A 23,278-nucleotide genomic window follows, 5' to 3' on the forward strand; every position below is an offset into this window, starting at 1 on the left:
GCCTAGCCCCCGGCCGCGGGGGCTGGCATGGGCCGCCTCGTGGCAGAATGGTCTGCAAGAACCGTGCCTTGCCTTGTGCGGCCTCGGGCGCCCAGGCTGCCGGGGCGCGCCATCCCTGAACTTTTGTCCGAGCGCTGTATGACTGCCACCGGCTTGCGAGCCTCCGCCCTGCTGTGCCTGTCCCTGTCGACGGGCCTGATCGGCACGACCCCGGCCCATGCGGCCCGGGACGATGCCAACAAGCCGCTGAGCATCAGTGCCGACAAGGGCGGGCGCCTGGACGTGGCGCGCCAGCGCACCGAATGGAATGGCAATGTCGTCCTCAGCCGCGGCAGCATGCTGCTCAAGGCCGAGCGCATGGACATCCAGGAGGGCTCGGACGGCTACTACCTCGCCTATGCCCAGGGCGAGGCGGGCAAGCCGGTCAATTTCCGTCAGGACCGCGACGTGGCCGGGGAGTCCATCCAGGGCTATGCCGACCAGCTGGAGTACGACGGGCGCTCCGACACCGTCCGCTTCATCGGCAACGCCGTGGTGCGCCGCATGCGCGGCAGCGTGGTGGCGGACGAGGTCAGCGGTGCCGTCATCGTCTATGACAACCGCACCGAGGTCTTCGGCGTGGAAGGCGGCCAGGGCGCCCTGCAGCCCAACGGCCGCGTCCGCCTGGTGATGAGCCCCCGCGGCAGCGCCTCCGCGCCGGCCCCCGCGGCCTCGACGCCGTCCCTGCAACTGCAGCCCAGCCCGGGCCTGCAGCCGCTGCGCAAGACGCCATGAACCAGCGCCCCGCCCTCGAAGCCGGGCCGCCCAGCCGCCTGGAGGCCGAAGGCCTGCAGAAGAGCTACGGCGTGCGCAAGGTGGTCAAGGACGTGCACCTGGCCGTCAACAGCGGTGAGGTCGTGGGCCTGCTGGGCCCCAACGGTGCCGGCAAGACCACCAGCTTCTACATGATCGTGGGCCTGGTGCGCGCCGATGCCGGCGAGATCCGCATCGACGGCCAGCCGGTCCAGCGCCTGCCCATCCACCAGCGCTCGCGCCTGGGCCTGAGCTATCTCCCGCAGGAGGCCTCGATCTTCCGCAAGCTCAGCGTCGAGGAGAACATCCGCGCCGTGCTGGAGCTTCAGCAGGACGAGCACGGCAAGCCCTGGCCCGAGACCCGGGTGCGCGAGCTGCTGGAGAGCCTGCTGGCCGACCTCAGCATCGAGAAGCTGCGCGACAGCCCGGCGCCGGCCCTCTCCGGCGGCGAGCGCCGCCGCGTGGAGATCGCCCGCGCCCTGGCCACCCAGCCCCGTTTCATCCTGCTGGACGAGCCCTTCGCGGGCGTGGACCCGATCGCCGTGCTGGAGATTCAGCGCATCATCGGCTTCCTCAAGGCGCGCGGCATCGGGGTGCTGATCACCGACCACAACGTGCGCGAGACCCTGGGCATCTGCGATCGCGCCTACATCATCAGCGAGGGCCGCGTGCTGGCCGAGGGGCAGCCGGACGAGATCGTGCAGAACCCCGAGGTCCGCAAGGTCTACCTGGGCGAACACTTCCGCATGTAAGGGCGGCCCGCGATGAAGCCCTCTCTGCAGGTCCGCCTTTCCCAGCATCTCTCGCTGACGCCGCAGCTGCAGCAGAGCATCCGGCTGCTGCAGCTGTCGACCCTGGAGCTGAACCAGGAGGTCGAGCAGATGCTGGCCCAGAACCCCCTGCTGGAGACCGAAGAAGAGTTCGAGACCCGCCAGGAGCCGGCCCGTGCCGAGCTGCAGGCGCCCGCCAGCACGGGCGGCGATGAAGGCAGCGGCAGCGGCGGCGACGAAGGCGGCGAGGCCCTGGGCGAGATGCGGGCCGAGGACTTCGGCACCACCGAGCGTGAGGACTGGGAGAACGGCACCGAGGGCGACGACTTCGACGGCATCCGCGAGCTGCCCAGCGGCAATGCGGCGCCCAGCGACGACGGCGACGACCGCACGGACACCGACGCCGGCACCATCAGCCTGCAGGAGCATCTGCAGGCGCAGATGGCCGGCATGAGCCTCTGCGACGAGGACCGCGCGGCCCTGCTGGTGCTGATCGAGTCCCTCAACGAGGACGGCTATCTCGAGGATCCGCTGGAGGAGATCGCCACCAGCCTCAACCCCGAGGGCGACCCCGCGGTGCAGGAAGAGCTGCTGGACCGCCTGCGCTGCGCGCTCAAGTGGCTGCAGAGCCTGGAGCCCTCCGGCGTGGGCGCGCGCGACCTCTCCGAATGCCTGGTGCTGCAGCTGCGCGCGCAGCCGCGCAGCCAGGTGCAGGCCGTGGCCATCCTGATCTGCAAGCAGCACCTGGACCTGCTGGCCCGGCGCGACCTGCGCCGCCTGGGCTCGCTGACTGGCGCCGACGAGCCCCTGCTGCGCGAGGCCCAGGCCCTGATCGCCCGCCTGGAGCCCAAGCCCGGCCGCCCCTTCGTGCGCAATGTGGCGCAGGCGGTGATCCCCGATGTCATCGTGCAGAAGGCCGGCCGCGGCTTCCGGGTGATGATCAACCCGGAAGTGGCGCCCAAGCTGCGCATCAACGAGCTCTACGCCCAGGCCCTGCGCCAGACCCGCGGCGGCGTGACCAACTCGCCGCTGGGCGGGCAGCTGCAGGAGGCGCGCTGGTTCATCAAGAACATCCAGCAGCGCTTCGACACCATCCTGCGGGTGTCCGAGGCCATCGTTGAACGCCAGAAGGGCTTCTTCACCCACGGTGAGCTGGCGATGAAGCCCCTGGTGCTGCGCGAGATCGCCGACGAGCTCAGCCTGCACGAGTCCACCATCTCCCGCGTGACCACGGCCAAGTACATGGCCACGCCCTGGGGCACCTTCGAGCTCAAGTACTTCTTCGGCTCGGGCCTGGCGACGGAGACCGGCGGCAATGCCTCCAGCACGGCGGTGCGGGCCCTGATCAAGCAGTTCGTCGCGGCCGAGGACCCGAAGAAGCCGCTGTCCGACAGCGCCCTGGCCAGCATGCTGGAGGAGCAGGGCATCCAGGTGGCGCGCCGAACGGTGGCCAAGTACCGCGAGGCCCTCAAGATCGCGCCGGCCAATATGCGCAAGACCTGACCCTTCGGGCCTGGCGCGCAAGACCTGACCCCAGTCGAGCCACGGAGACCCCAGCCCATGGACCAGCTCAAGGCGATGCGCGTGTTCGCGCGGGTGATCGACGAAGGCAGCTTCGCCGGCGCCGCCCGCGCCCTGGACCTGGCTCCCGCCGTGGTGACCCGCCTGGTGGCCGACCTCGAGGAGCACCTGGGCGCGCGGCTCCTGAACCGCACCACCCGCCGCCTGGCCCTCACCGAGGTGGGCGAGGCCTACCTGGAGCGCTGCCGCCGCGTGCTGATGGAACTGGAGGACGCCCAGGCGCTGGTGCAGTCCGCCACGCACGAGGCGCGCGGCCATGTGCGGGTGCTGGTGCCGCCGGCCATCGCCGTGCACCAGCTGGCCAAGCACCTGGCCCGCTTCCACCAGCAGTACCCGCACGTGACCCTGGAGCTGCATTCGCCGGGCCCGGTGACGCAGATCGACGAGGCCTTCGACATCAGCGTCATCAGCACCAAGGAGCCGCTGCAGGGCGACTTCGTGGCGCGGCGCCTGGCGCGCACCGAGGTCATCCTCTGCGCCGCGCCGGAATATCTGCAGCGGCGCGGCCGGCCGCAGCATCCGGTGGAGCTGCAGCAGCATGATGTGCTGGTGCCGCCCGTGGCCATCCAGCAGCGCGGCATCGTCTTCGTGCGGGGGCGGCGCGAGGCGCCCGAGGAGCGCATCGAGGGCGAATGCCGCCGCGGCGTGCTGACCACCGGCCACAACGACACCAACTACGCCGCCGCCCTGCATGGCCTGGGCATCGCTGCCCTGCCGTCCTTCATGATCGAGGACGCGCTGCTGGAGCATGCGCTGGAGCGCGTGATGCCGCAGTGGCACATGCAGAGCTACGACCTCTGGGCCGCCATGCCCTCGCGCAAGTTCCTGCCGGCGCGCACGCGGGTCTTCCTCGACTTCCTGGTCAGCATCTTCGGCGGCCAGGACCACGACCCCTGGCTGGAGGCCGCCGGCTGCGCGACCCGCTGAGCCGGGTCGTCGGGGCGCTCAGCGCAGGCTGAAGCCGTCCTGGACCAGGCTGCCGCGCAGGTCCTGCAGCAGGTGCGTCAGCGGGGACAGCTCCACGTAGCGCGTGCTGACCTTGATCGCATAGGCGAAGAGGCGGGGCAGGTCCTCGGCATAGCGGGGCTTGCCGTCGCGGTGCTTGAGGCGGCAGAAGATGCCCAGGATCTTCAGGTGGCGCTGCAGCCCGCACCACTCGATGCGGCGCCAGACCTCGCCGAAGTCGTCGCCAATGGGAATGCCGGCCCGCCGCGCCTGCTCCCAGTAGCGGATGGCCCAGTCCAGCTCGCGCTCCTCGTCCCAGGAGATGAAGGCGTCGCGCAGCAGGGAGGCGATGTCATAGCAGACCGGGCCGCGCACCATGTCCTGGAAATCCAGGATGCCGGGCAGGGGTTCGCAGACCATCAGGTTGCGCACCATGTAGTCGCGGTGCATGGCGACCGTGGGTTGGTCCAGCATGTTGCGCACCAGGGCCTTGCAGCTCATTTCCCACCAGGTCTGCTGCTGTTCGGACCACTGACGGCCATGTTCCTTCTGCACGCACCAGTCGACGAAGATCTGCAGCTCGCGGCGCACGAAGGCCTCGTCGTAGGCGGGCAGGCTGCTCGCGTCGGCGCGCGACTGCCACTGCACCAGGGCGCCGATGGCGGCGCGCATCAGGCGGTCGGCCTCCTTGGGCTCGGCCTGCAGCAGAGCCTGCAGATAGGGCGTGTCCCCGAGGTCTTCCAGCAGCATGAAGCCCAGCTCGGTGGAGCTGGCCAGCACCTGGGGCGCGTGCAGGCCGGCCTGGCGCAGCTGCTCGCCCACCTGCAGGAAGGGGCGCAGGTCGTTGCCGGCAGGCGGGGCGTCCATCAGCACGAGCGGACCCTGGGCTGCGTCCAGGCGCAGGTAGCGGCGGGTGCTGGCATCCTCGCTGGCCGGGCGCAGGGTGTCGGCGCGCAGGCCGAGGGCAGGATCCAGGCCTTGCAGCCAGTGGTGCAGGACCTCGGCACGGGCGGGATCGGTCCAGGAAACGTTGGACATGGGCGGTGGCTGATCTGGGCGGCGCAGGCGGAGCCGCGGTCGAAGGGGGAGGCGGGCCGGCCATTCCCATCCCTGCCTGATGGCAGGGGGGCGCGTCGGCCGGCTCATGGATAATGAATTCTACAAACCGCCGTCATGGCGAGCGCCGGCCTGCCCAGCAGGCTGCCACTCCACTTCGATCGATGCCGTCGCCGTGCTGCGTCCCGCTCCCGTCCTGCCACCTCCGCTGACCTCCCTGCGCTCCCTGCTTGCTCTGACGCCCCTGGCGCTGGCAGCCATGAGCGTGGGCGCCCAGACCCTGGACCCCGAGGCCATCCCGCCGCGCCTGAAGCCGGCGCGCAGCCTGGACACGGCCCGGCCGGGCAGTGCCGAGCAGAAGCCGGCGCTGGTGCTGGAGGCCGAGTCGCTGAAGAGTCAGGTTGATGCCCAGACCTTCGCCCAGGGCCAGGTCCGCCTGCGCTACGGCGACCTGCTGCTGCGCGCGGACCAGCTCAGCTATGACCAGACCAAGGACCTCGCCCGTGCCGAGGGCTCCGTCGAAGTCAGCCGCAACGGCACCGTGGTGCGCGGGCCGAGCCTGCAGCTCTACCTGGAAAAGTTCGAGGGCGAATTCGTCTCGCCCCAGTACAGCTTCGCGCTGACGGGCGGCAGCGGCCGCGCCCAGCGCCTGCGCTTCATCGACGCCTCGCATGTGGAGGCGCAAGGGGCGACCTACTCCAGCTGCCCCGTCGAGGAAGGCAGCGGCCGCCCCGCCTGGCAGCTCACGACCCGGCAGCTGCGCATGAACTTCGACGCCAACGAGGGCGTGGCCGAGGACGCCGTGCTGCGCTTCTACGGCGTGCCCATCCTGGCCGCGCCCGCCCTGAGCTTCCCGCTGGGCGAGGGGCGCAAGTCGGGCTGGCTGCCGCCCAATATGGGCCTGGACAACCGCAGCGGCTTCGAGCTGGGCCTGCCCTACTACTGGAACATCGCTCCGCAGCGCGACGCCACCCTCACGCCCTTCTTCATGACGCGCCGCGGCGCGGGCCTGGACAGCGAGTTCCGCTACCTCGAGCCCGGCCATGCAGGCCAGCTGAACCTGGCCTTGCTGCCGCGCGACCGCATCATCGACCGCAGCCGCTGGGACCTGCGGCTGAGCCACGATGGCGAGCTGATGGACGACTGGCGCTACCGCTGGCGCCTGGAGCGGGTGTCCGACGACGAATACTGGAAGGACATGCCGAGGCGCCTGCAGAACGTGCCGCAGCGCCTGCTGCCTGCCGACTTCAGCCTCAGCCGTCTGCGCAGCTACGGCTGGGGCGAGATGCAGACCTACGCCCGCGTGCAGCGCTGGCAGGCCTTGCAGGGCCTGGACATGGCCGCGCAGTTCGAGACGCCCTACCAGCGCTCGCCCCAGGTCGGCCTGCGCCTCAACACCCAGGCCGACGACCTGGTGCTGGCCGGCTTCCGCCCCTGGGGCCGCCGCGCCCGTCTGGAGGGCGGCCTGGAGCTGGAATACAACCGCTTCGACCTGACCACCTCGAGGCAGTTGCTGGATCCGTCGGATCCGCTGGGCAAGAAGCTGCTGCCCGTGCCCAACACCGGCGAGCGCCTGCACCTGCTGAGCCACGTCAGCCTGCCCATGGGCGGCGCCGCCTGGTGGCTGGTGCCCAAGCTCTCGCTCAACACGGCCCGCTACCGCCTCGACCAGGCCGTGGCCGACGGCCGCACCAGCCTGGGCCGCAGCATCCCGACCTTCAGCCTGGACCACGGCTGGGTCTTCGAGCGCAACACGACCCTGTTCGACCGCGCCATGCAGCAGAGCCTGGAGCCCCGCCTGCTGTATGTGCGCACGCCCTATCGCCAGCAGGACCTCTTCCCGCGCTTCGACAGCGCGGCCAAGGACTTCAACGCCGACTCCATCTACGCCGAGAACCAGTTCTCCGGCGTGGACCGCGTCTCCGATGCCCATGCCCTCACCGCCGGCGTGACCTCGCGCTGGCTGGACGCCGCCCAGGGCGAGGAGATGCTGCGCCTGGGCCTGGTGCAGCGCTTCCTCTTCGCCGACCAGCGGGTCACGCCGGACGACAAGCCGGTGTCGCAGCGGGTCTCGGATGTCCTGCTGCTGGGTGCCGCCCACCTCGACCGCCGCTGGTGGATGGACGGCGCCCTGCAGTACAGCCCCGAGGCCGGCCGGACCATGCGCTCGGTGCTGCGAGCCCGCTATGCGCCCGGCCCTTTCCGCACGGTCAGCGTCGCCTACCGCCTGGCCCGCGAGCAGAGCGAGCAGGTGGAGCTGGCCTGGCAATGGCCGCTGTTTGGCGCCGCCGAGCGCCCGCAGCGCCGCAGCAGCGCCGGCAGCTGCAGCGGTGCCTGGTACAGCGCAGGCCGCATCCAGTACAGCATGCGCGACCGGCGCCTCACCGATTCGGTGGTGGGTTTCGAGTACGACGCTGGCTGCTGGGTGCTGCGCGTGGGTGCCGAGCGCCTCTCCGCCGGCCGCGCCGAAACCAACACGCGCCTGCTGCTGCAGATCGAGCTGGTGGGCCTCTCCCAGCTCGGTTCCAATGCGCTCAAGGTCTTGAAGGACAATATCCCCGGTTACCGTCAGCTGAGCTCAGACCGCTCGGCAAGCTCTCATGGCATCTATGACTGATCTGTCCCTACGCTCCCTTCTTGTCGCCGGCATGTGCGCCAGCCTGTACGCCGGTGTGGTGCCCCAGGCCTCGGCCCAGACCGGCGCCAGCCGCATCAAGCCCGGGGACCATATCGCCGTGGTGGTGAACCAGGATGTCGTGGCGGCCAGCGAGATCACCCTGCGGGCCGAGCGCGCCCGCGAGGAAGCCCGCCGCCGCGGCGAGGCCAATCCCAATATGGACGAGCTGCGCAAGGCCGCGATGGAGGCGCTGATCGAGGAGCGGGCCATGGTGACCCTGGCCCGCGAGACCGGCCAGCGCGTCGAGGACCCCGAGCTGGATCGCGTGGTGGCCAATGTGGCCACGCAGAACAAGCTGACCATGGCCGAGCTGAAGGAACGCCTGAAGGCCGACGGCATGGACTTCAAGACCTTCCGCGAGAACCTGCGCGACCAGATGCTCATGGAGCGGGTGCGCGAGCGTGAAGTGCAGAAGCGCATCAACATCACCGACGGCGACATCGACCGCTACCTGGACGAGCGCCAGGCCAAGGCGGACAGCAACCCGCAGCTGAACATCGCCCAGGTCCTGATCCCCATTCCCGAGAAGGGCACGGAGGCCCAGGTGGCCGAGCGCAAGGCCCGTGCCGAGACGGCCCTGGCCCGCGTCAAGGCGGGCGAGGACTTCGCCAAGATCGCGCGCGAGTTCTCCGAGGATGCCAACAAGGACCGGGGCGGCGAGGTGGGCCTGCGCCAGGCGGAACGCCTGCCGGATGTCTTCGTCGACGCCGTGCGTGAGCTCAAGCCGGGCCAGGTGAATCCCCGCCTGATCCGCTCCGAGGTGGGCTTCCACATCATCAAGCTGCTGGCCCGCGAGGCCGCTGCCAATCCCAACGTCATCACCCAGACCCATTCCCGCCACGTGCTGCTGCGCCCCTCGCAGCAGCTGACGGCCGAGGTGGCCGCGCGCCGCCTGCAGGAGTTCAAGCGGGCCATCGAAGCCGGTCAGGTGAGCTTCGAGCAGGTGGCCCGGGACAACTCCGAGGACGGCAGCGCCCCCAATGGCGGCGACCTGGGCTGGGTGAGCCCCGGCAACTTCGTGCCGGAGTTCGAGGAGGCGATGAACGGGCTGCCGATCAAGGGCATTTCCGGCCCGGTGATGTCCCGCTACGGCGTGCACATGATCCAGGTGCTGGAGCGCCGCCAGATCGAGCTGGAGCCCAAGCAGCTGCGCGAGCAGGCCAAGGTGGCCCTGCGCGAGCGCCGCTACGAGGACGCCTACAAGGACTGGCTGAAGGAGTTGCGCGCCAACGCCTTCATCGAGATGCGCGAGTGGCAGTGAGCGAAGGCGCCTGATGCAGCACGTCGCCCGCAAGCGTTTCGGCCAGCACTTCCTGACCGATGGCGCGATGATCGAGTCCATCATCGACGCCATCGCACCGGAGGCCGGTGATGCCATGGTGGAGATCGGCCCCGGCCTGGGTGCCATGACCCTGCCGCTGCTGGCCCGCATCCAGCCGCTGACCGTCATCGAGCTGGACCGCGACCTCGCCGCCCGCCTGCGCAAGCGGGGCGACCTGGAGGTGATCGAGTCCGACGTGCTGAAGGTGGACTTCGCGGCCGTCGCCGCATCCAAGGGGAAGAAGCTGCGCGTGGTGGGCAACCTGCCCTACAACATCTCGACGCCCATCCTCTTCCACCTGCTGGGCTTCGTGGACCATGTCGTCGACCACCACTTCATGCTGCAGAAGGAAGTCGTGGACCGCATGGCGGCCTCGCCGGGCAGCAAGGACTACGGCCGGCTGTCGGTGATGCTGCAGTGGCGCTATGACATCGAGTCGGTGCTGGACGTGCCGCCCGAGTGCTTCGACCCGCCCCCGCGCGTGGACTCCGCCATCGTCCGCATGATCCCGCTGGCCCAGCCGCCGGTGCTGGACTCCACCCTGCTCGAGCAGATGGTCGCCGCCGCCTTCTCGCAGCGCCGCAAGCTCCTGCGCCACAGCCTGGGCGTCTGGCTCGCCCAGCGCGGCTTCCAGGGCCATTTCGACCTCCAGCGCCGCGCCGAGGAAGTACCCGTCCACGAGTTCGTGGCCCTCGCGCAGCAGCTCCAGAAATGACCAAGCCCGCCATGAGCGGGCTTTTTTGTCGTTGCCAGCAGGGTTCATCGTGCCGTGGCGTCTGCGAGATCCGTCTGCATAGATTCGTGCATCGCCGGGTGGTAGCGGGCGTGATTGCTCCGTGTCCCCCGGGCCTGCGGCCCTCCTCCTTTACCTGCGCAATCACGCCCCCTGTCGCCCGGCTCATCTACGACTGAGGCTTGCGATGCATGCGTCGGCGATGGCATGGAGCCCCCAGTGCAGCAGACCATTCCCAAAAGCAAAGAAGCCCACCGGTGCAACTCTGTGGGCTTCTCCCCCAGCGAATACCGCTGATCCGGCTTTGCCGGGCAGTCGGTATTGCCCCCTTGAGGGGGCGGCCGTCAGGCCGTAGGGGTGCTCAACCAGGCATCGTCAGACCCTGAGCGGGGATCGGCTTCCCAAAAGCAAAGAAGCCCACCGGTGCACCCCGGTGGGCTTCGCCCCCCGCGACGGCCGCGGAACCGGCTTTGCCGGGCCGCCGGGCGTGCCCCCTTGAGGGGGCGGCCGCAGGCCGTAGGGGTGCTCAACCAGGCATCGTCAGACCCTGCACGGGGATCGGCTCCCAAAAAGCAAAGAAGCCCACCGGTGCAACCCGGTGGGCTTCGCCCCCCGCGACGGCCGCGGATCCGGCTTTGCCGGGCCGCCGGGCGTGCCCCCTTGAGGGGGCGGCCGCAGGCCGTAGGGGGTGGTCTATCAGGCCGCGCTCAGCCACATGGCCGTGTCGAAGGCACTGCTCATCATTGGCATGTTCATGCCGAAATTGGCATTCGCAGCAGCCTTGCTGCTCTTCGTTGCAGGCTTTTCAGCAACCGGGGCCACCTCAGCAGCCCGCTCCCATGACCCGTTTTCTTGGGAGCGGGCTACTGAAAAGAATAGAAACACCGGAAGGGGACCTTGCGATCCGCCCAGTAGTCGGCGGCATCGCGGAACACGTCCAGCAACTGCTCGCGGGACTCGCGGTCGAAGCGCAGGTTGTCCGGCAGCTGCTCCAGTACCACCACGAAGCCCGGCTGCGCGCCGGACTTGTGGACGAGGTCGGTCATGCAGTCATAGAGGGCGTCGAGGTTCTTGCCAAAATGCGCAGGGAAGAGGAAGGACTGTGCGATCCCTTCCAGCACGTCCTGCTTGGACTCCGCCTCGGTCAGGTTGGCGTAGAGGAAATGCTGGCCGGCCGCCTGGGCCGCCTGCATCAAGTCCTCTACGCGGTAGGCCCGTATGGCCTGCACGATATTGGGACGGACGGTCTGCAAAAGCATGGTCACGTTCCTCCTAGAATGGTCACAGAACTGGGTGCGCCGCTGCTCATTTCACGATCTTGCGAAAGCTCGCGTAATGATCCTCGGTGTAATAGCAAACCTCGGGATTGCTGGGGGGCTGGCCGCCGCACACGATCCGCCTGGCGCCGCGGTTGCGTGCGCCGGGCGTCTTGACGGTGTACTCGTGGTAGAAGCCGCGGGCCTTCTTCGGCAGCTGCCGCTCGCGATTGCCGAAGACCACGCCGTCTTTCTCGTAGGGGAAAGGTCCCCCGGAAAGAATCAGCTGATGGGTCCGCTGGGCTTCGCGCGGCAAGGCCGACAAGGCCACCGTGCCGCTCGCTGCGCCGGTCGTGGAGGCGTTTTCCTTGGCCTGCGCACTGGGCGCCATGGCCAAGACCACGGCTGCTGTGAGGACGCCGCCCCACTGTCGCCACGCGGGCCAAGCCCCTGACCGATCGAGCAAAAACACGGGTTTACCCTGAATCCTGAAGGCAAGATGGTACCGAAGCCCCCCGGAAATCTCAAGCCGAGGGTTTTGCCGATGCCTAGAAATGCGGCAATGTGAGTGTGCGCACACCATGCTTATGGCGGGCTTAAATACTCACTTCCTGCTCGGAAATCTGGCTCAGTGAGCCGTCACAAACTTTTATGAAGAGGCTGTGCTCCAGACGGACAATTGCACAAAAAAGGTGCACTTCCGGCCGGAGGATTCACTGAATTTACTGCGCCGCAGCACGCCGACGGGCTGAGGGGCGCTGCACCCAGGCTCTCCCGGGCCCGGGCGTCCGGCTGGGGATTCAGCGGGCGGCGTTGGCGTCCGCCACGGTCAGGGCCGTCATGTTGACGATGCGGCGCACGGTGGCCGAGGGCGTCAGCACATGCACGGGCTTGGCCGCGCCCAGCAGCACCGGACCGATGGCAATGCCGCCGCCGGCCGTCGTCTTGAGCAGGTTGTAGCTGATGTTGGCGGCGTCGATGTTCGGCATCACCAGCAGGTTGGCCTCGCCCGACAGCGTGGTGCGCGGCATCAGCTGGGTGCGGTAGTTGGCGTCCAGCGCGGTGTCGCCGTGCATCTCGCCGTCCACCTCCAGCCAGGGGGCGGACTGCTGGATCAGCGCCAGGGCCTCGCGCATCTTGACCGCCGAGGGGTTGTTGCTGGAGCCGAAATTGCTGTGCGAGAGCAGCGCCGCCTTGGGGCGGATGCCGAAGCGGCGCAGCTCCTCGGCCGCCATCACCGTGATCTCGGCCAGCTGCTCGGCCGTGGGGTCGTAGTTGACGTGGGTATCGACCAGGAAGACCTGGCGGCCCGGCAGGATCAGGCCGTTCATGCAGGCATAGGTCTTGACGCCCGGGCGCTTGCCGATGACCTGGTCGATGTACTGCAGGTGCATGGCCGTGTTGCTCCAGGTGCCGCAGAGCATGCCGTCGACCTCGCCCTTGTGCAGCAGCATGGCGCTGATCAGCGTCAGGCGGCGGCGCATCTCGATCTTGGCCAGCTGCTCGGTCACGCCCTTGCGCTCGGTCAGGCGGTGGTAGGTCTGCCAGTAGTCGCGGTAGCGGTGGTCCTGCTCGACGTTGACGATGTCGTAGTCGCGGCCCTCCTGCAGGCGCAGGCCGAAGCGCTCGCAGCGCTGGGCGATGACGGCGGGGCGGCCGACCAGCGTGGGGCGCGCCAGGCCTTCGTCGACCACCACCTGCACGGCGCGCAGCACGCGCTCTTCCTCGCCCTCGGCGTAGGCCACGCGCTTGTTCGCACCGGCTCGCTTGGCGATCTGGAAGATGGGCTTCATCGTCGTGCCCGAGGCATAGACGAAGCTCTGCAGCTTCTCGCGGTAGGCGTCCCAGTCTTCGATGGGACGGCGGGCGACGCCCGAGTCCATCGCGGCCTGCGCCACGGCAGGCGCGATCTTGATCATCAGCCGCGGATCGAAGGGCTTGGGGATCAGGTACTCGGGGCCGAAGCTCAGGTTGGCGCCGGCATAGGCCGCGGCCACCACCTCGCTCTGCTCGGCCTGCGCCAGTTCGGCAATGGCGTGCACGGCGGCGATTTCCATCTCATCGGTGATGGTGGTCGCGCCACAGTCCAGGGCCCCGCGGAAGATGTAGGGGAAGCACAGGACGTTGTTGACCTGGTTGGGGTAGTCGGTGCGGCCCGTGGCCATCACCGCGTCATTGCGCACGGCCTGCACTTCCTCGGGCAGGATTTCCGGCGTGGGGTTGGCCAGCGCGAAGATCAGCGGACGCTCGGCCATGCTGGCCACCATGTCCGGCTTGAGCACGCCGCCAGCCGAGAGGCCCAGGAACACATCGGCCCCGGCGATCACCTCGCGTAGGCTGCGCAGCTCGGTGGGCTGGGCGAACTGGGCCTTGTCGGGGTCCATCAGCTCGGTGCGGCCGGTGTAGACCACGCCGGCGAGGTCCGTCACCCAGATGTTCTCGCGCGGCAGGCCCAGCTTCAGCAGCAGGCTCAGGCAGGCCAGGGCCGCGGCACCGGCGCCGGAGGTCACGAGCTTGACCTGCTTGATGTCCTTGCCCAGCACCTTCAGGCCGTTGAGCAGGGCGGCGCCCACCACGATGGCCGTGCCGTGCTGGTCGTCGTGGAAGACGGGGATCTGCATGCGCTCGCGCAGCTTGCGCTCGACGTAGAAGCAGTCCGGCGCCTTGATGTCCTCGAGGTTGATGCCGCCGAAGGTGGGCTCCAGCGCGGCGATCACGTCGACCAGCTTGTCGAGGTCGCGCTCCTGGATCTCCAGGTCGAAGACGTCGATGCCGGCGAACTTCTTGAAGAGCACGCCCTTGCCTTCCATCACCGGCTTGGAGGCCAGCGGGCCGATGTCGCCCAGGCCCAGCACGGCCGTGCCGTTGGTGACCACGGCGACGAGGTTGCCGCGCGAGGTGTAGCGGAAGGCATTGGCCGGATCGGCCACGATCTCCTCGCAGGCCGCGGCCACGCCCGGCGAGTAGGCCAGGGCCAGGTCACGCTGGTTGACCAGCTGCTTGGTGGGCGTGACGGCGATCTTGCCCGGGGTCGGGAACTCGTGGTACTCCAGGGCGGCTTGGCGGAGCTGGGCGCGTTTTTGTTCAGCAGTGGGCATGGACAGATCTCGTCGTTCTGGGCCGGAACCGGTGCCGGGCCTGAGGCCCTGACGCCTGTCCGGACAAGCCGGGGTGGGCGGCGATTGTAGGAGCCGGGTCCTGACGCCAGCTGACGCCGCCATGCCGAATCGGCATGCGCCCCAGCCGGTGCCTGCGGGGGGGCTCCGGTGCTCGAGCGTCCTAGTGTGAACCCGAATGGCCGCGCCGGGGTACGCGAAACTGCGCATCTGAATTGCGCGCCAAGCAGCAATACTGGGCCGACCTCATGACTGACTCCCGCCCCTCCCCTGCCAGCCTCGCGCAGCCGGCCGCTGCGCTGCCGCCCCGTCGCGGGCGCCGCTGGCTGCTCTGGGCGGCCCTGATCGGCCTGCTGCTGGTCGCCCAGAGCCTGCTGCTGGCGCTGACCCTCAGCTACGAGACCCAGCGCGCCCAGGATCAGGTCGACGCCCTCGCGCTGGAACTCGTGGGCCGGCTGCAGCAGCTGGGATCGCACCAGATGCAGGACGTGCAGGCCCTCATGTGGGAGGAAGGCGCCATGAGCTGGCAGGCCGAGGCCGCACGCCTGATGCGCGCGTCGCGGCCCTTGCTGCGCCTGGAATGGCGGGACGCCCGGCGCCAGGTGCAGCGCGCGGTGGAGTCGCCCTTCGGCGGTCCCATGTTCGCGCGCCTGGCCCGGACCGAACTGCAGCTGGAGACGGAGCTGGCCTGCACCGCGGCGGTTCGCCAGGGCTCGCCGCAGTACTCGCGCAGCTACTTCGTGCCGCTGGGCGGAGGGGACGGCCTGGAGGTGATCGACCTCTGCCTGCCCCGCCTGCAGGCCGGCCGCACCGAGGGCTACCTGGTCGCGACGCTCGGCCTGCATCAATGGCTGGAGGAAGCTTCCACGCCCGAACAGGCGCGGCGCCATGAGTTCAGCTTCGTCGAGGGCGATGGCACCCGGCTGGCCCGCGCCGGCCTGGTCCGTGGTGCCGGCCACTTCCGCGCCGAGCGCGTGCTGGACATGCCGGGCCTGACCCTGCAGCTGCGCGTGGACAGCGCGGCGGGCAGCCCCAAGCTCATCCCCAACCTGATGACCTCGCTGGTGCTGGGCCTGTCCCTGGCGCTGTTCGGCGTGGTGATTCTGCTGGCCCGCGACGTGCGCCGCCGCGCCGCCGCCGAGCGCGCCCTGGCCGAGGCCCTGGCCCTGCGCAAGGCCATGGAGAACTCCCTGATCACCGGCCTGCGGGCCCGAGACATGGACGGCCGCGTGAGCTACGTCAACCCGGCTTTCTGCCAGATGGTGGGCTTCAGCGCCGAGGAAATCCTGACCACCGGCGGCGAGCGCGAGCAGAGCGCGCCGCCCTACTGGCCGCCCGAGTTCATCGAGGAATACCGGCGCCGCCACCGCGAGCGCAGCGCCCGCTGGCAGGCGGACACGCCCGCGCCCGGCGGCCAGGACCCGCGCCAGGGCTTCGAGACCGTCTTCATGCGCCGCAACGGCGAGCGCTTCCCGGTGATGATCTTCGAGGCCCCGCTGCTGGACGCCCAGGGCCAGCAGACCGGCTGGATGAGCGCGGCCCTGGACATCAGCGAACAACGCCGCATCGAGGAGCTCTCGCGCCAGCAGCAGGAGCGCCTGCAGGCCACCGCCCGGCTCGCGACGGTGGGCGAGATGGCCTCGCTGCTGAGCCATGAGCTGAACCAGCCGCTCTCGGCCATCGCCAGCTATGCCGCGGCCTCACTGAACCTGCTGCGCCTGGAGGCCACGGACCCGCAGACGCCGGACATGGTGCGCCAGGCGGTGTCCCGCATCGCCGAGCAGGCCGAGCGCGCCGGCCGCGTGATCAAGAGCGTGCACGACTTCGTGCGCCGGCGCGAGCAGGCCCGCGAGTCCATCGCCGTGGAGCGGCTCTTCGACGCCGTGCTGCCCCTGGTGCGCCTGCAGGCCCGCAAGAGCGGCACGCGCATCGAGCTCGCGCTGCCGCCCGGTCTGCCCGCCCTGCGCTGCGACCGCACCATGGTCGAGCAGGTGCTGCTCAATCTCAGCCGCAACGGCATCCAGGCCATGGAGGCGCACACGGCGCTGGGCGAGCGCGTGCTGACCCTGGGCGCCAGCCTGCAGGGCCGCTGGGTGATGATCACCGTGCAGGACCGCGGCCCCGGCATTCCCGAGGGCGTGGCACGCCAGCTCTTCACGCCCTTCTTCACCACCCGCAGCGAGGGCATGGGCCTGGGCCTGAGCCTGTGCCGCACGGTCATCGAGCAGCATGGCGGCGCCATGGACTTCGAGAACCTGGGCGAGGAGGGCGCACGGCGCGGCTGCGTGTTCCGCTTCACGCTGCCTGCCGACACCGCGGGCTGAGGCCCTAACATCCGGACTGCCGACAAGGAGCCTGCCCATGTCCTCCAGCCTGCCCATGGTCTACATCGTCGACGACGAAGAGGTCGTGCGCGACGCCCTGGGCTGGCTGCTGCGCTCGCGCCGCCAGCTCTTCGAGGGCTTCGCCAGCGCCGAGGCCTTTCTCGACTTCCTGGACGGCCTGCCCGAGGGCGGCGCCCACTGGCCCAACTGCCCCAGCTGCCTGCTGCTGGACGTGCGCATGCCCGGCCTCAGTGGCCTGGCCCTGTTCGAGCGCCTGATCGAGCGCGGCCTGCTGCGGCGCCTGCCGGTGATCTTCCTCACCGGCCATGGCGACGTGCCCAGCGCGGTCGACGCCCTCAAGCGCGGCGCCTACGACTTCGTCGAGAAGCCCTTCTCCGACAACGCCCTGGTGGACCGCGTGCTGCAGGCCCTGGCGCTCAGCGGCGAGGCCATCGCCCTGCGCGACCGCGACCGCCTGCTGCAGCAGCGCGTGCAGGAGCTGACCGAGCGCGAACGTGAGGTGATGCAGCTGATCGTGCGCGGCCTGCCCAACAAGCTGATCGCCGACCAGCTCCACATCAGCGTGCGCACGGTGGAGGTGCACCGCGCGCGGGTCTTCGACAAGATGGAGGTGAAGTCCGCCGTCGAGCTGTCCAACCTCCTGCGTGAGCCCGGTGTGGCCTGAGCGCCCCGCCGCCCGGCGACAATCGCCGCATGAGTGCAAGCCTGGGTGAATTCGAGCTGATCCGCCGTTTCTTCGACCGCGGGGATCGCGCCGCGGACGGCGTAGTCAAGGGCATCGGTGATGACTGCGCCGTGCTGGCGCCCACGCCGGGCTGGCAGTGGCTGGTCTCGACCGACATGCTGGTCGAGGGCCGGCACTTCCTCTCCACGGTCGACCCCGAGCGCCTGGGCCACAAGGCCCTGGCCGTCAACCTCAGCGATCTGGCCGCCTGCGGCGCCAGGCCGCGGGCCTTCTTCCTGGCCCTGGCCCTGCCGCGCGCCGATGCGAAGTTCCTGGAAGGCTTCGCCCGCGGCCTCTTCGCCCTGGCCGACGCCCACGGCATTGCCCTGGCCGGCGGTGACACCACGGCGGGCCCGCTGAACGTCTGCATCACCGTGATGGGCGAGGCGCCGCAGGGTCAGGTCTTGCTGCGCAGCGGCGCCCGGGCTGGTGACGAGCTGTGGGTCAGCGGCACCCTGGGCGATGCGCGGCTGGCCCTGGAGGTCTTCCGCGGCACGCATTCGCTGCCCGGTGATCAGTTCGTCCAGGTGCGCCGCGCCATGGAGCTGCCCCAGCCGCGCCTGGCCCTGGGCCAGGCCCTGCGCGGCATTGCCAGCAGCGCCATCGATGTGTCGGACGGCCTGGGCGGCGATCTGGGCCATGTGCTGAAGGCCTCCGGCGTGGGCGCGGAGGTCTACTTCAACGCGCTCCCGCGAAGCGCCATCCTGGCCGGGCAAGACCTGATGCTTCAACAGCAGTGCCTCCTGGCCGGTGGCGACGACTACGAGCTGGTGTTCACCGCCGCTCCCGAACACCATGAGGCGGTCAAGGATGCCGGCGCTCGCACCGGCACGCGCGTGACCCGCGTGGGCCGGATTCGCACGGAGCCGGGCCTGGATGTCCTGGACTCCGACGGCGCGCCCATGGCCGTTCTTTTGGCGTCCTTCGACCATTTCAAGAGCTGAGCATGAGCGAGCAGCAAGACCTGACCCCCGAGGCAACGGACGACAGCGGCGCGCCCCTGCGCCCGGATGACGTGCACATGGCCGACGCCACGCCCAGCAGCGCGGCGCCCGCCCGCAAGGCCCCGCGTCGCGCCACGGTGGGCTTCATGCTGCGCCATCCGGCCCGCTGGATCGCCCTGGGCTTTGGCAGTGGCCTCTCGCCCGTGGCGCCGGGCACTGTGGGCACGCTGTGGGCCTGGCTGAGCTTCGTGCTGCTGCGGCCGCATCTGGCGGAGCTGCAATGGCTGCTCCTGATCGCGGTGGGCACCCTGGTGGGTGTATGGGCCTGCACGCGCTGCGCCCAGCACCTGGGCGTGGCGGACCCGGGCGCCATCGTCTGGGACGAGATCCTGGCCTTCTGGCTGGTCCTGTGTCTGGTGATGCCCGTGGGCTTCGGCGGCCAGCTGCTGGCCTTCGGGCTCTTCCGCTACTTCGACGCGGCCAAGCCCGGCCCCGTGCGGTGGGCGGACGGCCTGTTCAAGAGCAGGCCCGGCGAGGCCATCGGCTGGCGCCAGGGGCTGGGCATCTTGTTGGACGATTTCGTTGCCGCTGGATGTACCCTCGTGGTGTTGGCGCTGTGGCGCTTCACCATCGGAGGATGACCATCATGCTGTGCCCTGACGAACCCGAACTGATCGAACGCATCGCCCTGGCCCTCATCCAGCGCCGCGAGCGCATGGGCACGGCCGAGTCCTGCACCGGCGGGCTCATCGCCGCGGCCTGCACCAGCCTGGCCGGCTCCAGCCAGTGGTTCGAGCGCAGCGTGGTCAGCTACAGCAACCAGGCCAAGACCGAGATGCTGGGCGTGCCGCCGGGGCTGCTGGAGCTGCACGGCGCCGTCAGCGCCGAGGTGGCGCAGAGCATGGCGCGCGGCCTGTACGCCCATGCGCCCGTCGAGTGGACCCTGGCCGTGACCGGCATCGCCGGGCCCAGCGGCGGCAGCGAGGACAAGCCCGTGGGCACGGTCTGGCTGGCGCTCTACCACCACGGCAAGCCGATCAAGGTCTGGCAGGAGCTGTTCAAGGGCGACCGCCACGCCGTGCGCGCCGCCACCGTGCGCGTGGGCCTGTCGGCCCTGTGCGAGGCCCTGGAGGACCGGGACAGCTGATGGCGATTCTCCTGTGTGGTGCCTGGGCGCTGGACCAGCCCGAAGGCCGGGCCGAGCAGCAGCGCTGGCTGCAGGCCCTGCATCAAGCCCTGCCGGGCGAGGACTGGGTGCTGCAGGCGCCCGAGGACCCGGCGCAGGCCGCGGCCATCGAGATTGCCGTGGTGGCCAACCCGCCGCCCGGCAGCCTGCAGGGCCTGCCGCGCCTGGCCTTGATCCAGTCCCTGTGGGCGGGCGTGGACCGCCTGATGCAAGACCTGACCCTGCCGTCAGGCATCCCCCTGTGCCGCATGGTCGACCCGGCCATGAACGAGGCCATGGTGCAGACGGCGCTGTGGGCCACCCTGGCCCTGCACCGCGGCTTCTTCCAGTGCCAGCAGCAGCAGCGCACGGCGCTGTGGCGCCAGCCCCCGCAGCTGCGTGCGGCCGAATGGCAGGTGCTGGTGCTGGGGCAGGGCGAGCTGGGCGGCCGCGTGGCCCGCAGCCTGGCCGGCCTGGGCTACGCCGTCTCGGGCTGGAGCCGCCGGCCCAGGACGCATGAGGGCGTGCAGGGCCTGCATGGCGAAGACGGCTTGTCCCGGGGCCTGGCCGCGGCGGACACGGTAATCAACCTGCTGCCGCTCACCGACGAAACCCGCGGCTTCTTCGACGCCCGGCGACTGGGCGCCTTCAAGCGGGGCGCCAGCCTCATCAATCTAGCGCGCGGCGCCCATGTCGACGAGCAGGCCCTGCTGGCGGCCCTGGACGCGGGCCACGTCGGGCATGCGGTGCTGGATGTCTTCCGCCACGAGCCGCTGCCGGCGCCGCATCCCTTCTGGTCGCACCCGCAGGTGACGGTCCTGCCCCACACGGCGGCGCAGACCGATCCGCGCTCGGCGGCCGAGGTGGTGGCGTCCAATGTCAGGGCGCTGCGCAGCGGAACGACTTTGCAGCACCGGGTCGAGCGCAGCCAGGGCTACTGAAGCGGCCGGCCCGCCGCCCCGCAGGCGGGTGTGCGTCCCTGAAGCGGGGCTTCTCAAGCGCGGCGGCCCTGCGTTAGCCTTGGGCCTCGTCGTCGGGATGTAAAACACCATGGACTGGCTTCGCAGGCCTGCGCTGTTTCCGGGTCGCCTGGCATCGGCTGTCGCGGGTGTCGATGCGCCCCCGTCCCTGCCGCTGCTGGCGCTGGCCCGGCGGGCCTGGGCCGAGCGCCAGCTGGACAGCCGCCAGGCCCTGTCCTGGGCCGCCGCCGTGCTGGAAGGCCTGCCCACGCTGGACCTTCCCGCGGCCGATGCCCGCCTGCTGGGCGCGCGCATGACCCTGGTCCGGGCCGAGGTTCATCTGCAGCAGCTGCGCCTGGACGAGGCCGAGCAGGGCGTGAAGGCGGCGCGTGCGCAGTTCGAGGCCTGCAGCGACGACTGCGGGCTGGCCGATGCCTGCTGGCTCGAGCACATCCTGGCCAGTGACCGCGGCGACACCCAGGGCCTGCGCCGCGCCTTGCTGGACGCCCTGGCCTGCGCCGAGCGGGCCGCCGAGCCGGACCGCGCGCTGTTCCTGCGCATCGTGCTGGCCCGGTCCGACATGTTCCGGGACGCCGAGGAGGCGCGCCAGGCCTGGGCCGGCCGCCTGCCTGAATCCATCGAAGGACTCTCGCCCATGTGCGCCGCGGCCCTGGCCGACTACCTCGGCGTCCGCGAGGGGCTGCTGTCGCATTTCTCGCTGTCCGCCACCTGGCTCGAGCAGGGATTCGAACTGGCACTGGCCTCCGGGCAGCTGCGCCGGGCCATGGCCCTGGCCTCGAACCTGGGCTACACCTTCACCGCGGCCTCGGACTATGCCCGCGCCATCGACTGGCTGCAGCGCGGCCTGGCGCTGGCCCGGCGTGCCGGCTGGCCCGGTTCCATCGGCCTGTGCCTGGCGCAGACCGGCGAGGCCATGCGCCGCGTCGGGCAGGTGGGAGCGGCGCGCGAGCTGCTGCAGGAGTGCCTCGACACGCTGGCCGGCCACCCCGACAGCCGCACCATCCTGCTGGCCCTGAGCTACCTGGGCCAGGTGGAGCTGGACTGCGGCCATGCGCCGCAAGCCCTGACCCTGTTCGAGACCCTGGTCCGGCGCGCCCTGCAGGTGGGCTCCAGCGACCTGCGCCTGGACGGCGAGCTGGGTCGTGCGCGCTGCCTGCTGCGCCTGCAGCGCCTGGCCGAGGCGCAGGCTGCGGCCCGGGGCGCGCAAGACCTGGCACGCCAGCTGCAGCAGCAGACCCTGCAGGTGGAGCTGTTGTGGCTGCAGGCGGCCATCACGCGCGCGGCTGCGGCGCCGCCGGCCGAGGTGCTGGACGGGCTGCTGGAGGCCTCGCAACTGGCCGCGGTGATCGAGGGCTACCGCCCGCCGCCGGCCCTGCTGGAGGAGACGGCCGAGGCCCTGGCCGCCGCGGGCCGGCACCAGGAGGCCTATGCAAGCGCACGGCAGGCGGCCCGGGTGCGCAAGGACAGCCTCAGCGACGAAGCCGCCAAGCGCGCCGCCGCCCTGCAGCTGCACCAGCAGATCGAGACCCTGGCCGCGGAGCGCGAGCATCTGCGCCGCCTGGCCGAGGCAGAGTCGGCCCGTGCGCGGGCCCTGGAGGATGCGCAGCAGGTGCTCAGCCACCTGAGCCGCGTGGGGCAGGAGATCACGGCCGAGCTGGTGGCCGAGCGGGTGTTCGATTCGCTGGAGCGCCATGTGCACGCCATGCTGCACGTGGCCTGCATGGCCATCTACCTGCTCGACGAGGCCGGCACCCAGCTCTACTGCGCCTTTGGCGTGGAGGAAGGCCAGCCCTTCGTGGACCCGCCCGTGCCGGTGGACGCGCCGCACAGCTACTGCGCGCGCTGCGTGCGGGAGCGCTGCAGCTTCGTCCTGGGCGTGGACGAGCAGCCGCATGCAGACTCGCAGGTGCCAGGCACCAGCCAGATGCTCAGCGTGATGTTCGCGCCGCTGATGATCGGCGAGCGCGTGGTGGGCGTGATGACCGTGCAGTCGCCGCGCGCCGCGGCCTACGGCCAGCGCGAAGAGCTCATCTTCTCCAGCCTCTGTGCCTACGCGGCCATCGCGCTGGACAATGCGCGCGCCTACCAGCGCCTGTCCGAGCTGCAGCGGCACGTGATGGCCCAGGAGAAGCTGGCCGCCCTGGGTGCGATGGTGGCCGGCGTGGCCCATGAGCTGAACACCCCCATCGGCAACAGCCTGCTGGTGTCCTCGGCCCTGCTCAGCGATGCGCGCGACTTCGAGGCCCGCGTGAGCCGCGAGCCCCTGCGCCGCAGCGACTGGCAGCAGCACGCCACGCGGACCCGCGAGGGCCTGGAGGTCATCGAGCGCTGCATGGACACCGCGGCGGCCCTGGTGCGCAGCTTCAAGCAGGTGGCGGTGGATCGCAGCGCCGAGCAGCGCCGGCGCTACGAGCTGCTGGAGCTGTGCCAGCAATGCCACCAGAGCCTGGGCCTGATGCTGCGCCGCGCGGGCGTGCAGCTGGACATCGCCGTGCCGGCCGGCCTGCTCCTGCACGGCTACCCGGGTGCGCTGAGCCAGGTGCTGGTCATCCTCATCAACAACGCCGTCACGCACGCCTTCGACGGGCGCGAGCAGGGCCTGATGCGCCTGGAGGCGCAGCTCAACGGGCCGCACCAGGTCCAACTGAGCCTGCGGGACGATGGCGCCGGCATGAGCCCGGCCGTGCTCAAGCGGGTGTTCGAGCCCTTCTTCACCACCAAGTTCGGGCAGGGGGGCAGCGGCCTGGGCCTGTCGATCTGCCTCAACATCGTCGAGACCCTGCTGGGGGGCCGCATCCGGGTCAGCAGCGAGCCGGGCCAGGGCAGCTGCTTCACGCTGGAGCTGCCCCTGATCGCCCCCTGATCGCGGGAAC

General features: G+C 70.3%; 18 protein-coding genes. 14 read left to right on the forward strand and 4 right to left on the reverse strand.

Features of this window, described 5'->3' with window-relative positions:
• Window positions 1–138 precede the first annotated feature (138 nt).
• The 4 genes from lptA to ABDJ40_RS17560 are packed head-to-tail and all read left to right on the forward strand — an operon-like array spanning window position 139 to window position 4,070.
• Window positions 139–774, forward strand: coding sequence for a lipopolysaccharide transport periplasmic protein LptA (gene lptA / locus ABDJ40_RS17545; RefSeq protein WP_347611661.1), 636 nt, complete (start codon window positions 139–141; stop codon window positions 772–774).
• Entirely contained in the window at window positions 771–1,544 is a 774-nt protein-coding gene (lptB, locus tag ABDJ40_RS17550; protein ID WP_269631001.1) for an LPS export ABC transporter ATP-binding protein, read from the forward strand. The genes lptA and lptB overlap by 4 nt, the downstream gene beginning before the upstream one ends.
• A gap of 12 nt (window positions 1,545–1,556) precedes the next feature.
• Window positions 1,557–3,065, forward strand: a complete 1,509-nt coding sequence (locus ABDJ40_RS17555; RefSeq protein ID WP_347611662.1) for an RNA polymerase factor sigma-54 — start codon at window positions 1,557–1,559, stop codon at window positions 3,063–3,065.
• Window positions 3,066–3,122: 57 nt separating this feature from the next.
• A complete protein-coding gene (locus ABDJ40_RS17560) occupies window positions 3,123–4,070 on the forward strand; it encodes a LysR family transcriptional regulator (protein ID WP_269631003.1) in 948 nt (315 codons plus the stop codon).
• 18 nt (window positions 4,071–4,088) lie between these two features.
• Here the strand turns inward: ABDJ40_RS17560 and ABDJ40_RS17565 are convergent, their stop codons facing one another.
• Entirely contained in the window at window positions 4,089–5,126 is a 1,038-nt protein-coding gene (locus tag ABDJ40_RS17565; protein ID WP_347611663.1) for an aminoglycoside phosphotransferase family protein, read from the reverse strand.
• Window positions 5,127–5,319: 193 nt separating this feature from the next.
• Here ABDJ40_RS17565 and ABDJ40_RS17570 point away from each other — a divergent pair, with 193 nt between their 5' ends.
• The 3 genes from ABDJ40_RS17570 to rsmA are packed head-to-tail and all read left to right on the forward strand — an operon-like array spanning window position 5,320 to window position 9,857.
• Window positions 5,320–7,761, forward strand: a complete 2,442-nt coding sequence (locus tag ABDJ40_RS17570) for an LPS-assembly protein LptD (protein ID WP_347611665.1) — start codon at window positions 5,320–5,322, stop codon at window positions 7,759–7,761.
• The gene (locus ABDJ40_RS17575) at window positions 7,745–9,082 is read left to right on the forward strand and encodes a peptidylprolyl isomerase (RefSeq protein WP_347611666.1); all 1,338 of its coding nucleotides are present in this window, start codon (window positions 7,745–7,747) and stop codon (window positions 9,080–9,082) included. Before ABDJ40_RS17570 ends, ABDJ40_RS17575 begins: the two co-directional genes overlap by 17 nt.
• 13 nt (window positions 9,083–9,095) lie before the next feature.
• Window positions 9,096–9,857, forward strand: a complete 762-nt coding sequence (rsmA, locus tag ABDJ40_RS17580; protein WP_347611667.1) for a 16S rRNA (adenine(1518)-N(6)/adenine(1519)-N(6))-dimethyltransferase RsmA — start codon at window positions 9,096–9,098, stop codon at window positions 9,855–9,857.
• Between the two features lie 881 nt (window positions 9,858–10,738).
• Here rsmA and ABDJ40_RS17585 read toward each other — a convergent pair.
• The 3 genes from ABDJ40_RS17585 to ABDJ40_RS17595 form a co-directional block, all read right to left on the reverse strand.
• Window positions 10,739–11,134, reverse strand: a complete 396-nt coding sequence (locus ABDJ40_RS17585; RefSeq protein WP_183103513.1) for a barstar family protein — start codon at window positions 11,132–11,134, stop codon at window positions 10,739–10,741.
• 46 nt (window positions 11,135–11,180) lie between these two features.
• Window positions 11,181–11,522, reverse strand: a complete 342-nt coding sequence (locus tag ABDJ40_RS17590; RefSeq protein ID WP_347611726.1) for a guanyl-specific ribonuclease — start codon at window positions 11,520–11,522, stop codon at window positions 11,181–11,183.
• Window positions 11,523–11,931: 409 nt separating this feature from the next.
• Entirely contained in the window at window positions 11,932–14,229 is a 2,298-nt protein-coding gene (locus tag ABDJ40_RS17595; protein ID WP_347611669.1) for an NADP-dependent malic enzyme, read from the reverse strand.
• 266 nt (window positions 14,230–14,495) lie between these two features.
• Between ABDJ40_RS17595 and ABDJ40_RS17600 the strand changes: the two genes are divergently transcribed.
• From ABDJ40_RS17600 to ABDJ40_RS17630, 7 genes are all read left to right on the forward strand, one after another.
• The gene (locus ABDJ40_RS17600) at window positions 14,496–16,571 is read left to right on the forward strand and encodes a PAS domain-containing sensor histidine kinase (protein ID WP_347611670.1); all 2,076 of its coding nucleotides are present in this window, start codon (window positions 14,496–14,498) and stop codon (window positions 16,569–16,571) included.
• A gap of 37 nt (window positions 16,572–16,608) precedes the next feature.
• Entirely contained in the window at window positions 16,609–17,256 is a 648-nt protein-coding gene (locus ABDJ40_RS17605) for a response regulator transcription factor (RefSeq protein ID WP_347611672.1), read from the forward strand.
• A gap of 41 nt (window positions 17,257–17,297) precedes the next feature.
• Window positions 17,298–18,260 (forward strand): thiamine-phosphate kinase, encoded by a 963-nt coding sequence (gene thiL / locus ABDJ40_RS17610; RefSeq protein ID WP_347611727.1) that lies wholly within the window; start codon window positions 17,298–17,300, stop codon window positions 18,258–18,260.
• 77 nt (window positions 18,261–18,337) lie between these two features.
• Window positions 18,338–18,901 (forward strand): phosphatidylglycerophosphatase A family protein, encoded by a 564-nt coding sequence (locus tag ABDJ40_RS17615; RefSeq protein WP_347611728.1) that lies wholly within the window; start codon window positions 18,338–18,340, stop codon window positions 18,899–18,901.
• A 5-nt stretch (window positions 18,902–18,906) separates the two neighbouring features.
• Window positions 18,907–19,407, forward strand: coding sequence for a CinA family protein (locus ABDJ40_RS17620; RefSeq protein WP_347611673.1), 501 nt, complete (start codon window positions 18,907–18,909; stop codon window positions 19,405–19,407).
• The gene (locus ABDJ40_RS17625) at window positions 19,407–20,366 is read left to right on the forward strand and encodes a 2-hydroxyacid dehydrogenase (protein ID WP_347611674.1); all 960 of its coding nucleotides are present in this window, start codon (window positions 19,407–19,409) and stop codon (window positions 20,364–20,366) included. The genes ABDJ40_RS17620 and ABDJ40_RS17625 overlap by 1 nt, the downstream gene beginning before the upstream one ends.
• A 109-nt stretch (window positions 20,367–20,475) precedes the next feature.
• Window positions 20,476–23,268 (forward strand): ATP-binding protein, encoded by a 2,793-nt coding sequence (locus tag ABDJ40_RS17630; protein WP_347611675.1) that lies wholly within the window; start codon window positions 20,476–20,478, stop codon window positions 23,266–23,268.
• Window positions 23,269–23,278 lie beyond the last annotated feature (10 nt).

This window comes from Roseateles flavus (assembly GCF_039872765.1).
Lineage (GTDB): Bacteria > Pseudomonadota > Gammaproteobacteria > Burkholderiales > Burkholderiaceae_C > Roseateles_B > Roseateles_B flavus.